Here is a 12,420-nt window from a genome sequence, read left to right as displayed (position 1 = left end):
ATCTCGCGTTCACCGCGTCCGCATACTCTCATCCCATGCAATTGCTTGATTTGGCCGCCCACGGCTACTCCGTCCGCGACGACGACGATGACGACCCGGTGCTGTTGACCTCCGCCGGGGACGTCGTTGACACCTGGCGCGAGGGCTACCCGTACTCCTCGCGCATGGACCGTGCCCAGTATGACCTGGAGAAGCGGCTGCTGCAGATCGAGCTGCTCAAGCTGCAAGTCTGGATCAAGGCCACCGGCCGCCGCCTGGTGGTGCTCTTCGAGGGCCGCGACGCAGCCGGCAAGGGCGGGACCATCAAGCGCTTCACCGAGCACCTGAATCCGCGCGGGGCGCGGGTCGTGGCGCTGGAAAAGCCCAGCGAGCGCGAGTCCACCCAGTGGTTCTTCCAGCGCTACATCGCGCACCTGCCGGCAGCCGGGGAGATGGTTCTCTTCGACCGCTCCTGGTACAACCGTTCCGGCGTCGAGCGCGTGATGCGCTTCTGCACCCGCGAGCAGTTCGACCGTTTCATGCACCAGGCGCCCGCCTTCGAGCGGCAGCTGGTGGACGACGGGATCACCCTGGTGAAGTTCTGGTTCTCGGTCTCCCGCCGCGAACAGCTCACCCGCTTCACCATTCGCCAGATCGATCCGGTGCGGCAGTGGAAGCTCTCCCCCACCGACCTCGCCTCGCTGGACAAGTGGGACGCCTACACCGAGGCCAAGGAAGAGACGTTCCGCAGCACCGATACCGACTGGGCCCCCTGGACCGTGGTGAAGTCCAACGACAAGAAGCGCGCCCGCGTCGAGGCGATGCGCCATGTGTTGAGCCTCTTCGACTACGAGGGCAAGGACCATGAGCTCGTGGGGTCCCCCGATCCGCACATCGTAGGGCCCGCCGCCGCGGTCGTCGCCGACGGCGAGGAGTTCTAGGCTTCGGCGTTTCCCTTTCCGTGGGGCCAATCCGGCTTGGGAAGCCGCGCATTGCGACTGGGGACCTTGGCGCGACGTCCTGCTGCAGAACCTTGTCCACGGCATCCCTGCGGCCGGCAGTCACTTTCGGGCTGACGGGCAGATGGTCTCTGGTGATGGACGCATATCGAATTCACCCGAGCCTGGTCACGCAATGGCCCGATGGCGTTTTGGAACCCTTGCCGGATAGTGCGGCAGCACGTGAAACTGTCTCCTTCGCCTTGCCGAAGGACGAAGACGGATTTCAATACTGGGAGGGTCTCAACGGGAAGATCGAGACCGATGGTTCCGTGGCTGCCTGCCTTGGCGTCCCGAGGTGCACTCCCACAAGGATCGAGAATGGTTCGGACAGCGAATGCACTGCCAAAAATGCGTGCCCCTTACGGTTCCGCTGCCCAGGCGTCGGCCACCGCCGTGCCTTGGGCATCCAGGTACCTGGAGCTGCTTCTCCTGGAAGCCAAGGTCACTCATACGGAGGTTCATGCTCTTTGGGCTTCTGATGTAGATTCGTCGTGAATCCCTGTTTGCCGGCCAGCATCATCCCGGCACCAGCAGGAAGAACCAGGAGCAGGGGAAGCCACTGGGTAAAGGCGAATACAACCAAGACGACCACCACGAGGATCAGCGGAGCACTCTGGTAGATTTTCGTCATTACGACACCTCCGTCGCCTTGGATCGGTGTTGGCCCTTGAGCCTACCCGCAATCCACGCCGGCCGGGTCGGACCCCTGAAATCCTTCTCCACTACGTGTCCGCCCAGGACACCTCCCTCGGATCAGCTGCATTCAGATACCGCCTCGATTGGCCACCAAATGTCGCTCGGCACCCGCTTCCGGGAGGGTGGACTATTTGCGCGGCGCGAGAGGAGTCCGCCGGAACACGAGCAACGCATCGGACACCAGATCGTGGGGGTAGCGATCCCACACGATCTCGGTGACGCCCACGTAGGTGAGGTGCTGCTCGAGCACGCGCGCACAGTCGCGGATCAGGTGCGTGGTGAGGCCCATGTGGTGGATGTCGGCCAGGTTCCACACCACGAAGCCGCCGGGCACAACCGCACGCGCGCACTGCGCGGCGACGAGGCCGAGCTCGTCCAGGTAGCGGCCGTAGTCCCCGTTGTCCTCCTCATAGGCGGTCAGCGGGTCGGCCTCGTGGTTTTCCGCGGTCATGTACGGCGGGGAGGTGAGAATCAGGTCAATGCCCGCCTCGGGTTGGGGCGGTTCGATGCGGCGGATGATCCTTAATAGCTCCCGTGCGTCGCCCTCGACAATGCGCGCGCCGGGCACCCGTTCCCGCAGGTAGTCCACGCGCTCGGGGAGCAGCTCAATGCCAAGGGCCTTCCGCCCCAGCGCGACGGCCCGCTCGATGGTGGTGCCAAACCCTGCGAAGGGGTCGAACACCAGATCGCCGGGCTTGCTGCACCGTTCAATGACGTGATCCACGATGGCCGGGAGCATGTGTACATCTTCGTCGGCACCCGGCGGGCGCTCGGACAGAAACGTGTCGTGCAAGGCAGCCAACCGGGAATCCAGTGGGGACGTGTGGGGCATGCCCTCGTTCAATTCTTTTCCAAGTCCTTCATCATGCGAATTTTACCCGCCGGGGGGCGACCCCGGGCGCATCATCGATCGCGGAAGCGAGGACACGGAGGCAGTTCCATGCCCGCTGGGCCCCGTTCCGGGTCTGTATTTCAGAACGAGTACAACGACACAAGGGGCCAAGCCATACGATGGTTCCGTTGCCCGGACAATAGCCCAGTAGCGGGAATTCGTTGCGCCTCACCACTGGAATAACTCGGTCTGTATTGGTAGCTTTCAACGCATGGCCATCAAACTTGAGAACGTCGGCATCGCCGTCCGCGACTTGGAAGAGGCAATCTCCTTTTTTACCGATCTCGGCCTGACCGTCATCGGTCGTGACACCGTCAGCGGCGAGTGGACAGACACCGCCGTCGGACTCGACGGAAACCACGCCAACATCGCGATGCTCGAGACCCCGGATGGCCAGGGCCGACTCGAGCTCTTCGAATACATCCACCCGGCGGCCATCGAGTCGCACCCCACCCGTCCCAACGACATCGGCATGCACCGCGTGGCCTTCTCCGTGGACGACATCGACAAGGCCCTCGAAATAGCCGCGAAGCACGGATGCCACCCGCTGCGCGGCGTCGCAACCTACGCCGATGTCTACAAACTCACCTACCTGCGGGGCCCGAGCGGAATCCTGGTGATGCTCGCCGAGGAACTGAAGAAGAACTGACACCCCAAGGTCGCGGGTGCCGTCTCTTTTTTGCGTGCAGCACGACGGAAACGAAGCCCAAATCTGCACCCCGGTGGCAAATACGTCGATTGCGGTTATGGTTCAAGGAGACACGCCAAGCCAGGGAGCATGCATCATGACCTCCGAACATTCCTGCCAGAGCTGTGGTCGTGACATCAGTGGCCACGATCGGCACATACGTTTCTCGCTTCCCGACCGTGTCCTCGAAAGCCCTGAACAGCACCACACCCCGGGCGCATGGCTCAGCCACGAGGAACCGACGACGTCGGTCATGATGCAAATTCCAACGCTCGGCGATTTTGTAAGGGCACTTTTGCCGGTGTCCCTCAGCGAGGGACACAAGCTCACCTTTGGGGTGTGGGTGGCCATCAGCACACCCGAACTCCACCGGTCATTGTCGGTCTGGTGGGCACCTGAGTATGCTGACCTGCGCTTGACCGGAACCATCGCGAATACCGTCATGCCTTGGGGCCTGCTGGGGGCACCGGTCAGCCTTGAAGTGAGAAACACCGACCAGACACCATATTGTGCGAGCAGTCCACAAAAAGATCTCGCGGACGTCCTGCAGAAGGAATGGCCACACGAAGTCCTCGACGGGCAATTCCCATAGGGTTCGGGCACCGACCTTGACCACTGGAAGGAACAACAATGAACGGTTCATCACCGCTTGTGTCGACCCATCAAGATCCGGTTTGGCGGGAACGGTCCAATTTCATATTCGGTGCCAACTTGATCGAGGAAGGCCGGTGGGAGCAGCTCTGGGGACGACAAGTCGGCGACTTGAAGTTCGAGATCTGCTGCATCCCTTTTTTCGTCTACGGCATGGCGCTGGGCGATGTGGTTGAAACGGACGAGGACTTCATGGCCTTAGGTGTAGTCAAGGCAGCCAACCGCGCCGTTTTCAGGGTCTGGTTCGGAGGGTCTTCGTACCCGAAGGATGACGTCGAAAACAGGGTCCGCGCGCTCGGCGGTCTTGTCGAATGGTCTTCAAGTAACCTGATGGCCGTGGACGCGGTCGAAGGCGAAATCGCCGAAAATGTCTTCACCCATCTCGCGGCCCACCACGCCCAGGACCATTTGGCGGTCGAGACCGGACGGTGGAATCGCAGGTAGCACGCGCCGTTCATCCCGACGCGGGCACCGGCAATCACCACGTCAGGTGTTAGTCCGCTTTCGACGCCTGAGCAGGGACTACTGGTAGGAGACGAACCACGGCTTCGGGTCGACGTCGAAGGTCTGCTTGGGGGTGAAAGTCGGGGAATCCTCGTCGATGAAGTTCTTCCACGCCATCCTGATCCCGCCGGGCAGGTCGCGGCGGAGGTTGTTCCACGTCGCCATCTTCATCCCGGGCGTGCCGTTGCCGTCGGCATGCACGAGTATCGCCAGCTCGGGGTGCGAGGTGTCCAGCGCGGAACGGTTGCGGATCATGCTCTGCGTGAACTGGTGCAGGATCACAACCTTCTGCGGAAGACGGTGCTTGCGCGTCAGCTCGGCCAACCACGCGTTGGCGCGGTTGAGTTCGGCGGCATCCACGGAACCGATCTGGGCCATGTGTCGCTGGCCGGGCTTGAGCCTCCATTCGGGGTCATAGGCGATGCCGACGTTCGGGTAGGCCAGCAACTTCTCGTAGTATTTGGCCTGGGTCAGGAAGTCGTTGCGACCCGGCTGCAGGTCGAGCACCACGTAGACCCCCGCCTTCTGGGCCGCCTTCACCCAGGATTCGAGGCGCTCCACGGGAACGTAGCTGGAGTATTTCCCGTCCTTGCCGGCGGACGCCGAAGCGACAGTCGCGATGATCTCGAAGGCCGGCTGCACCTTCTCCTTGCTGTGCGCCTGGTAGTCCGCGGCATACTTCTTGGCGCGCTTGATGGCCCCCTCGACGTCCTGTTCGCCCAGCAAACCCAGTGAAGACGTCCCGGGCGTGCCGTACAGGGCGACCATGCGCCGGTCCGGGAACACGATCTGCCCGCCGCCGGGAAGCTGCTGTCCGCCGGCCGCCGTTTCCGCCATCGCGGCGAAATCCGTGGCATTGCCAAACCCGTTTCCGATCGCGTACAGGTCCGCGTCGGCGTGGTGCTGGAAGAACTTCTGGTTCGTCGCGGCCCGAGGGTCGGCCGATTCCATGGTGTGGATTTCCGCCCCTGCGGCCTGGGCCGTGGCCAGTGCGGGACCCGATGCTTCCGCTTCCTTGTCATCCGGGCGAACGACGACCGCGAAGCCGGAATCCGCGGCGGCTTCGGCCGGGTCGATGTCGGGCAAGCCGGAATCGGGGGTGGATCCGTCGACGACGTCCAGGCTTCCCGCCAGCGATTCGGGCACGGCTCCGTGGGTGATGAGGGTACGTGCCCCCAAACGCTCCAGCTCGGCAGCAAGGCCATCCTGCTTCGACGAATCCACGGGTGCCACGAGGAGCGGGACGCCAAGTTCCCGGGCCTGCCCGATGGCCGCAGATTGTTCTCCGCCGTCGCCCAGCAGGACGACGGCCGGGGCCTTTTCGAAGAACGCCCGGCTGGACTCCAACGCCATCTCCTCGGAGCCGCCGCCGATTCGGCCAATGCCCGACTCGGGTTGGGCCAGCACCACGCGGTTCTGGTTCTCCTGTGCCTGGGCACCGGATTTGTTGATTCCGTCGGCCTGATCGGCCGCGGTGCACCCGGTTGCGACCAAGAGGAAAGCCAGCCCGGTAGCGGCCGCCGCGAGGCGGCCCTTGTGCCGATACATCATGTTTTTCATTACTCGTCGCCCGCCATCCACAGATTCTTGCCGGCAACGCCTATCGTCCCGCCGTACGGAAAACGCCTCGGATCCGGTCGTTCGGCACCGGATACGGATTCCGCCGCGACCGAGTGTTTCCCATCAACGACCCTAGCAACAACTTCCCGTCGATACCCGCACTACCCTTGCCGGAGACTTCATGGCTACCTCCATGTCCGGCTTATTGGCCAACGGTGTCCGTTATGGAGAGATCCGCAACATTCACGCGGGCAATGGAAAGGTCCCGGTTTAAGACATACGCCCGATCTTGGTCGCGACTGAAGACGATTGCCTGGCGGGGCTCCTTGAATCCCTCAATCTTCTTAACGATCGCGTTTTCGGTAACGTCTATGACGTCAATAGTGTTGTCTGCCTTGTTGCTGGCAAAAAGCAATTTGCCGCCCGGCGACAGGGCAGCCCCATACGGTTCGCGACCGACTTTGATTTCCTTCGTCGCGGCGCCCTTCCCCAAGCCGACCACTGAGATACTGTTTCGCCCGCTGTTTGCGGCATACAGCGTGTTCCCGTCGGCCGCCACGGAGATTCCCCGGATCTTGGAGAATCCGGCCAATTCGCGGAGAATCTTCCTGCTGTCGGCGTCGAAAACGGAGACCTTGTCGCCCTCGAAGTTTGTCACAAAAACGTGCTTACCGTCCTGAGACACCTTGATGCCTTGCCTGGGCCGGGAAAAACCCGTGATGACGTCGGTCGGTTTGCGCTCCTCGAGATCGACGACCGTGACGGTGCTATGCGCCTGGTTGTTCACATAAAGGGTCTTTCCATTTGGACTTACCGCGGTTCCGAATGCTCCGGGGCCCACCACGACCTCATCCTGCAGCGTGTAATCTGCCGAGCTGTAGAAACGGAGGGTGCCGAGGCTGCTGTCAGAGACGACAAATTCCGAGCCGTCATTAACGAACACAATGTTTCGCGGGGTGCCGAAGCCTCCGATCTTCTTGCGCAGCTCACCTTGGGCCAGGTCATAGACCAGGACTGACTTTTCGCGGCTGTCCGAGACCACTGCGGTTTTCTCATCCGGGCTCACCGCAAGCGAATTGTTGGTAATGTCCGCATCGAATCCGGATTTATTGTCTTTGAGGGCCGCCGGGGCCGAGTTGGTCGCGGCACCTGCGGACGGGGATTCTGCGCCGCGGGCGGTATCTGTTGCCGTGTCGCATCCGGCAAGGGCCAGCGCGATCAAGGAGAGCGCTGCCATGGTTGTACCAATTCTTTTGTTCATGAAATGTGGCTCCTCTGGGAGTTGGTTCTTGAAATCAGGACCTGGGTGTTGTCTGGGGCGCGACAGGAAAAACGGCTGACGTCCTTCATCGATTCCGGAGGGGATTCATGGCCAGTTCCGGCCCAGGAACCCAACCATCGCGCCCAGGTTCCCCGCAGAGTCAAGGTCGGGGGCAGTCTGGCGTTTAGGCATTTTCATCAAGATTCATCCTCGACTCGGTTTACAGGTGGTGAGGGGGATCTGGCGGCACCAAAGACCGGCCCCGTCAACTAAGACGAGGGGGTGGGTCGATTCGTTCATTCCACGGCAAACTTCTCTCCGCCATACCCGGACCACTAGGGCACCGTCCAATAGGCTCTGTGACCACTGAAGAGGACCGTCTGCCCAGGTCGCGGCCAATCCCTGGCTCGCGAAAGCGAGTCTCCGTGGCACAAGAACCGTGCCACTGCCCCAGCTCAAGTGCATCCGCAACTACCGATATTGCAGGACTTTGGCACTCCGTGCGGTCGACCCGGGCAAACGTCGGAGGAAACGGACCATGATGGTCGCGATGAGCTGAACCGCGGGGCCCCCAGCAGTCATTCAAACGTCCGGGCAAGCGGTACCCGCATCAAGACCAGGCGTCCACCAATGGTTCACTACGCGGTAGATCCCGGCCAACCATTGCCTGATGACGAGGGCAACATGCTTTGCCCCCTGGATGCCAAACATGAACGACCGCTATCGACCGGGCAACCCGGGGCCGAACCAGAATGTGAGCGCTTCCTCCAGGCCTTGAGCGGAGCCCTGGCCCACCCATGCAACATAGCCGTCCGGGCGGATCAGCACCGCGGCGGGAGGTGTCACCTCGCCGAGGAGTGGCAGGCTCCATGCGCCGGAGTACCGGGCGTCGACCCGACGGATTCGATCCGCCCAGGGTGCGATCCCGAGGTTGCCCGGCCCGGCGAGGTTCAGCAGCACCGGCTTGGCGTCGTTCAGCAGCGTGTAGACGCGGGTCGGTCCGTCATTTGTCTCGAGGTCCAGGTCCGGCATGCGGCGCCCGAGCAGCGGGTGCCCCTCCCCCAGATCGTAGGCGATGTCCAGGCCATGGATCAGCGCGGCGACGTGCCGGCGGGGCCCGTCCATGGACATCAATTCATCCACGGTTTCGGCGAGCGCCGCGGTCCGCGGGTCATTGCGCTGCAGGGCCGTTTGCGCCATCGAATGCTGGAGCGCGCGGGCGCCGACCGGGTGCCGCTCCGAGTGGTACGTATCCAGCAAAGACTCCGGCGAGATGCCCTTGACCACCTGGGCAAGCTTCCATCCAAGGTTGACGGCGTCCTGCAGGCCCAGGCCGATTCCCTGGCCGCCGGCGGGATAGTGGATGTGCGCGGCGTCCCCGACCAGCAGCACCCGGCCCTTGCGGTAGGTCGCCGCCTGCCGGGTGGCGTCGGTGAACCTGGAGATCGAGGTCGGCGAGTGCACCCCGAAGTCCGTTCCGTAAGCCGCGGTCAGGGAATCGCTCAGGTCGCCCAGCCCGGGTTCCTCCCGCGAGCCGAGTTGCCGCTCCGTCGTGATGACACGATAGGTGCGCCCGTCGCCCAGCAGGGAGAAGCCGTGGACCCCCGACTCGTCCAGGTGCGTTCCGGAGGGAGGTTCCTCCGTTGCCTCCACCTCGGCGATCAAGTTGCTGCGGGTTGCATCCCAGCCGGGGAAGTCGATACCCGCGCTCTTGCGGACCAGGCTGCGGCCGCCGTCGGCTCCGATCAGGTACCTCGACCGGAGATTCCCGCCATCGGCGAGCTCGACATCCACGCCGGATTCATCCTGGCTGATTCCGACGACCTCGCGACCGTGATGGACGGGCACCCCGAGCTGGCCGATCCAGTCCTCGAGGATCGGTTGAATGCGGCTCTGCCACAGGCCAAGGCCGTACGGGTGCCGCGTCGGAAAGTCACTGATGTCCAGGAGTGTGCGGCCGAACCGTGCCGTCTGCACCGTGGTCCCCTCCGCCAGGAATCGGTCGGCTATCCCCCGCTGGTCGAGGACCTCGATCGTGCGGCAGTGGAAGCCGCCGGCACGGGATTCGGCCAGGGCCCCCGGGGGTCGCCGCTCCACGACCGCCACCTCAATGCCAGCCAGCGCCAACTCACCGGCGAGCATCATTCCCGCAGGTCCGCTGCCCACCACAATCACATCCGGCATCCCGTCCTCATTTCCCTGATGCTTCCCCTAGGGGAACACCCGAGCAGTGTATGGCACGGCACGGGTCTTGCGGCAAGACCCCCTGGCTGCCCTATCCTGAAAGTGGCGGGCGCCCCCATGCACGTGGTCACGTCGGCGGCCTCAGCTACAGCCCGTTGGACCCCGGAGACGCGGCGGCGGGCACCGCATCCCTAGTACGCAACCGTGAAGTGGCGCACCCCGGGTTCGGGTTCCTCGATCTCGTCCAGTGCGGCAACGGCAAGGTCTTCGGCAGATATCAGTGATTCTCCGCGTGGGTCGATGAGGATCCGGTTTCCTCCCCGCCGGTAGGTCCCCGTCCGGGTGCCGGGTCCGAACAGGGCCGGCGGGCTCAGATAGGTCCAGTCCGCGGGATGCGTGGCGCAGGCGTTGAACTGGTCGACGCTGAGCTGTGCGATGGAACGCCATTCCGGGGGGACGAAGCGCGGATCGTCGATGACGCGTTGGTCCGAGTTTGGTCCCCGGAGCGGGCCGGCGCCGCCGATCACGATGACGCGCCGTCCGAACTCCAGCGCCGCGCCCAGCACCGCGGCCACCGGGGAGCAGACATCGTCGTCCGCGCCGGGGGCAGGCCTGGTGGCCAGCACGATCACGTCGTGCCCTGCAGCGATGCGTCCCATGGCCTGCGCGTCGGCCGCATCGGCGGTGAACACGGCGAATTCCCCGCGGTCCCGTTCGTCGCTGCCTATAGATCGCGAGAAGCCGGAGACGGCGTGGCCCCTGCGGACCGCCTCTGCTGCGATGCGGGAGCCTGCCATTCCCGTGGCCCCGATAACGGCGATCCTCATGATGCCCTCTTTCCCTGTGCGGCGGCCATCGCCGGCTGCCTGGCGTCGGTGTTCGTGGACGTGGGCGGTTTCCCGCCGGGGACGACCTGGCCGGCGGCGATTGCCGCCAGCGAAAGGGCAAATCCGACCAGCTGGACTGCGCCGAGGGATTCGCCCAGGAGCCACGCCCCGAGGCCCGCCGCGACAAGTGGCGAGAGCAGTCCCAGCACGGCGGCCGAGGCGACAGGCAGCCGGGCGATGCCGCTGAACCACAGCGTGTACGTGAGCAGCCCGCCGACGAGGCCCAGCCAGAGGTAGCCGGCCAGCGCGCTGCCGTCGATGCTCGCGGGCATCCCCTCGAAGAGCAGCGTGACAGGCAGGAGGAACAACCCTCCGGCGGCAAGTTGCCATCCGGCCACGCCCATGGCGGGCACCCCCGCGGGCCTGCCCCATTTCTTGGAGAGGGTGACGCCGAAGCCCATGGACACCGCTCCGAGCAGGCCCGCTGCCACGCCGGCCCCGTCGAGGGTGGCGGTGGAACGCAGGACCACCAGGGCTACACCGGCGATTCCAACGATCCCCCACGCCAGGCGCCACGCGGAGAACCGCTCACGCAGGATGGCCACGACGAGGATGGCGACGACCAGCGGCTGCGCGGCACCGAGGGTCGCGGCCAGGCCACCCGGAAGGTGGGAGGCGGCAATAAACAGCAGCGGGAAGAAGGCGCCGATGTTCAGCACGCCCAGCACTGCCGATTTCCACCACCAGGCACCCGTGGGAAGCGCGCGGGTCAGCACGATTGCGAGCACGCCTGCCGGCAACGCCCGAACCAGCGAGGCGAAGAGCGGGTGCCCCGGGGGCAGCAGCTCTGTCGTCACGACGTACGTCGTGCCCCACACCGCGGGTGCAATCGCGGTAAGCAACGTGGTCCGCACTCTGCCCATGAAAAACTCCTTAGCGTTAAACTATTCAACGATGAGCAGAATACGGTGATAATCTGATCCATGTCAAACAGTTCAACATTAAGAGGTTTAAGTGGAAGACAGCGTCGACCGCATCATCGCCCAATGGGCGCAGGTGCACCCGGAATTCGATGTCAGCGCGATGGGCGTGCTCGGCAGGCTCTCCCGCCTCACGCGCCTGTTCGAGCGCGAGCTGCAGGCCGTCTTCTCCGAGCACGGCCTGCAAGCCGGGGAGTTCGACATCCTGGCGACCCTGCGGAGGGCCGACACCGACGGGCACGGCCTGACCGCGGGACAGCTTGCCGACAGCGCCATGGTCACCTCCGGGGCGATCACCAACAGGCTTGACCGGCTCCTCGCCAAGGACCTCATCACCCGCGAGACCGACCCGCGCAGCCGCCGCACGATCCGCATTTCCCTCACGCAGCGGGGACGGGCGGTACTCGAGGCGGCCCTGCCCGACCACGTCGGCAACGAGGAACGCCTGCTCTCCGCCCTGGCGCCCGGCCAACGCGAACAGCTCGAAGGCCTGCTCCGCGTCCTGCTCAAGGACCGCGAGAGCCAGGGCTAGCGGCCGGCGGGCCCGGGGTCGGGGAAAGTGCCGGCCCCGTCCAACCAGCCCATCACAACGTCGGCAAATTCGCCCGGCCGCGTCGCATGGACGTTGTGACCGGTGGGCATGGTGACGAGTGTGCATTCGGGGATGAGCCCCGAGACCTCCACGAGCAGCTCCTGCGGAATGGTGCTGGTGGGACCGCCTCCGACAAGCAGCGTGGGAGCGGTGATCTCGGGCAGCAGCCTCCACCAGCGGCGGGTGGGATCGTTGACCTGCCCAACGATGGCCGGCACGACCGCCCAATCGAACTCCAGTGCTCCCTCGGGGCGTTCGGGAACCGGCCGCGTGCGCGGGAACGGCGGCGGGACGTCCTCAACCACGAGCCGGGCGATGCGATCCGGCTGTGCCTGGGCAACCAGGTATGCGACGGCGCCGCCCATCGAGTGCCCGATCAGCACCACCTCACGCAGGTCCATGATCTCAAGGACCTCGATGACGTCGTCGCGCATGAGTTCGAACGTGTAGAGGCCCGGTCGGTCGCTGTCACCATGTCCGCGCAAATCCAGACCCACCACACGAAACAGCGAAGCGAACCGCGGCTCGACCCCGGACCAGTTGGCCGCCCGTTCCCCGAGCGCGTGCAACAGGACCATCGTTGGCCCCTGGCAGCGCCGGAAATG

At 64.4% G+C, this 12,420-nt stretch carries 13 protein-coding genes; 5 read left to right on the top strand and 8 right to left on the bottom strand.

Annotated elements, in window-relative coordinates; translation table 11 throughout:
• Positions 1–35: 35 nt before the first annotated feature.
• On the top strand, positions 36–920 hold the full coding sequence (gene ppk2, locus AC6CHY_RS06545) for a polyphosphate kinase 2 (RefSeq protein ID WP_217390592.1): 885 nt from the start codon (positions 36–38) through the stop codon (positions 918–920).
• 502 nt (positions 921–1,422) lie between these two features.
• Here ppk2 and AC6CHY_RS06540 read toward each other — a convergent pair.
• Positions 1,423–1,611, bottom strand: a complete 189-nt coding sequence (locus AC6CHY_RS06540; protein WP_498226164.1) for a hypothetical protein — start codon at positions 1,609–1,611, stop codon at positions 1,423–1,425.
• A gap of 192 nt (positions 1,612–1,803) precedes the next feature.
• Positions 1,804–2,508 (bottom strand): DNA methyltransferase, encoded by a 705-nt coding sequence (locus tag AC6CHY_RS06535; protein WP_498226163.1) that lies wholly within the window; start codon positions 2,506–2,508, stop codon positions 1,804–1,806.
• A gap of 271 nt (positions 2,509–2,779) precedes the next feature.
• Between AC6CHY_RS06535 and AC6CHY_RS06530 the strand changes: the two genes are divergently transcribed.
• The 3 genes from AC6CHY_RS06530 (at position 2,780) to AC6CHY_RS06520 (ending at position 4,351) form a co-directional block, all read left to right on the top strand.
• Positions 2,780–3,217, top strand: coding sequence for a VOC family protein (locus AC6CHY_RS06530; protein ID WP_498226161.1), 438 nt, complete (start codon positions 2,780–2,782; stop codon positions 3,215–3,217).
• A 136-nt stretch (positions 3,218–3,353) separates the two neighbouring features.
• On the top strand, positions 3,354–3,848 hold the full coding sequence (locus tag AC6CHY_RS06525; RefSeq protein ID WP_498226159.1) for a DUF2199 domain-containing protein: 495 nt from the start codon (positions 3,354–3,356) through the stop codon (positions 3,846–3,848).
• A gap of 38 nt (positions 3,849–3,886) precedes the next feature.
• Complete coding sequence (locus AC6CHY_RS06520; RefSeq protein WP_498226158.1) at positions 3,887–4,351, top strand: DUF4265 domain-containing protein; 465 nt, start codon at positions 3,887–3,889, stop codon at positions 4,349–4,351.
• Between the two features lie 78 nt (positions 4,352–4,429).
• On the opposite strand, the gene AC6CHY_RS06515 is transcribed toward AC6CHY_RS06520, so the two are convergent.
• The 5 genes from AC6CHY_RS06515 to AC6CHY_RS06495 form a co-directional block, all read right to left on the bottom strand.
• Positions 4,430–5,971 (bottom strand): hypothetical protein, encoded by a 1,542-nt coding sequence (locus AC6CHY_RS06515; protein ID WP_498226157.1) that lies wholly within the window; start codon positions 5,969–5,971, stop codon positions 4,430–4,432.
• Between the two features lie 202 nt (positions 5,972–6,173).
• Complete coding sequence (locus tag AC6CHY_RS06510) at positions 6,174–7,232, bottom strand: YncE family protein (protein WP_498226156.1); 1,059 nt, start codon at positions 7,230–7,232, stop codon at positions 6,174–6,176.
• 720 nt (positions 7,233–7,952) lie between these two features.
• Entirely contained in the window at positions 7,953–9,416 is a 1,464-nt protein-coding gene (locus AC6CHY_RS06505; protein ID WP_498226154.1) for an FAD-dependent oxidoreductase, read from the bottom strand.
• Between the two features lie 191 nt (positions 9,417–9,607).
• A complete protein-coding gene (locus AC6CHY_RS06500; protein ID WP_498226152.1) occupies positions 9,608–10,243 on the bottom strand; it encodes an NAD(P)-dependent oxidoreductase in 636 nt (211 codons plus the stop codon).
• On the bottom strand, positions 10,240–11,166 hold the full coding sequence (locus AC6CHY_RS06495) for an EamA family transporter (protein WP_498226150.1): 927 nt from the start codon (positions 11,164–11,166) through the stop codon (positions 10,240–10,242). Before AC6CHY_RS06495 ends, AC6CHY_RS06500 begins: the two co-directional genes overlap by 4 nt.
• Before the next feature lie 91 nt (positions 11,167–11,257).
• On the opposite strand from AC6CHY_RS06495, the gene AC6CHY_RS06490 reads away from it, so the two are divergent.
• A complete protein-coding gene (locus AC6CHY_RS06490) occupies positions 11,258–11,755 on the top strand; it encodes a MarR family winged helix-turn-helix transcriptional regulator (protein WP_498226148.1) in 498 nt (165 codons plus the stop codon).
• Here AC6CHY_RS06490 and AC6CHY_RS06485 read toward each other — a convergent pair.
• Positions 11,752–12,393 (bottom strand): alpha/beta fold hydrolase, encoded by a 642-nt coding sequence (locus tag AC6CHY_RS06485; RefSeq protein ID WP_498226147.1) that lies wholly within the window; start codon positions 12,391–12,393, stop codon positions 11,752–11,754. The genes AC6CHY_RS06490 and AC6CHY_RS06485 overlap by 4 nt on opposite strands.
• Between the last annotated feature and the right edge of the window lie 27 nt (positions 12,394–12,420).

This window comes from Paeniglutamicibacter sp. GQ140, assembly GCF_059759235.1.
The sequence above is the reverse complement of the archived record's forward strand: the minus strand, read 5'-3'. Positions and strand labels throughout refer to the sequence as shown.

What these genes read in the sequence shown, in the direction of transcription:
- ppk2 (WP_217390592.1), top strand. Translation starts at nt 36, where the DNA reads ATGCAATTGCTTGATTTGGCCGCCCACGGCTACTCCGTCCGCGACGAC.
- AC6CHY_RS06540 (WP_498226164.1), bottom strand. Translation starts at nt 1,611, where the DNA reads ATGACGAAAATCTACCAGAGTGCTCCGCTGATCCTCGTGGTGGTCGTC.
- AC6CHY_RS06535 (WP_498226163.1), bottom strand. Translation starts at nt 2,508, where the DNA reads ATGCCCCACACGTCCCCACTGGATTCCCGGTTGGCTGCCTTGCACGAC.
- AC6CHY_RS06530 (WP_498226161.1), top strand. Translation starts at nt 2,780, where the DNA reads ATGGCCATCAAACTTGAGAACGTCGGCATCGCCGTCCGCGACTTGGAA.
- AC6CHY_RS06525 (WP_498226159.1), top strand. Translation starts at nt 3,354, where the DNA reads ATGACCTCCGAACATTCCTGCCAGAGCTGTGGTCGTGACATCAGTGGC.
- AC6CHY_RS06520 (WP_498226158.1), top strand. Translation starts at nt 3,887, where the DNA reads ATGAACGGTTCATCACCGCTTGTGTCGACCCATCAAGATCCGGTTTGG.
- AC6CHY_RS06515 (WP_498226157.1), bottom strand. Translation starts at nt 5,971, where the DNA reads ATGAAAAACATGATGTATCGGCACAAGGGCCGCCTCGCGGCGGCCGCT.
- AC6CHY_RS06510 (WP_498226156.1), bottom strand. Translation starts at nt 7,232, where the DNA reads ATGAACAAAAGAATTGGTACAACCATGGCAGCGCTCTCCTTGATCGCG.
- AC6CHY_RS06505 (WP_498226154.1), bottom strand. Translation starts at nt 9,416, where the DNA reads ATGCCGGATGTGATTGTGGTGGGCAGCGGACCTGCGGGAATGATGCTC.
- AC6CHY_RS06500 (WP_498226152.1), bottom strand. Translation starts at nt 10,243, where the DNA reads ATGAGGATCGCCGTTATCGGGGCCACGGGAATGGCAGGCTCCCGCATC.
- AC6CHY_RS06495 (WP_498226150.1), bottom strand. Translation starts at nt 11,166, where the DNA reads ATGGGCAGAGTGCGGACCACGTTGCTTACCGCGATTGCACCCGCGGTG.
- AC6CHY_RS06485 (WP_498226147.1), bottom strand. Translation starts at nt 12,393, where the DNA reads ATGGTCCTGTTGCACGCGCTCGGGGAACGGGCGGCCAACTGGTCCGGG.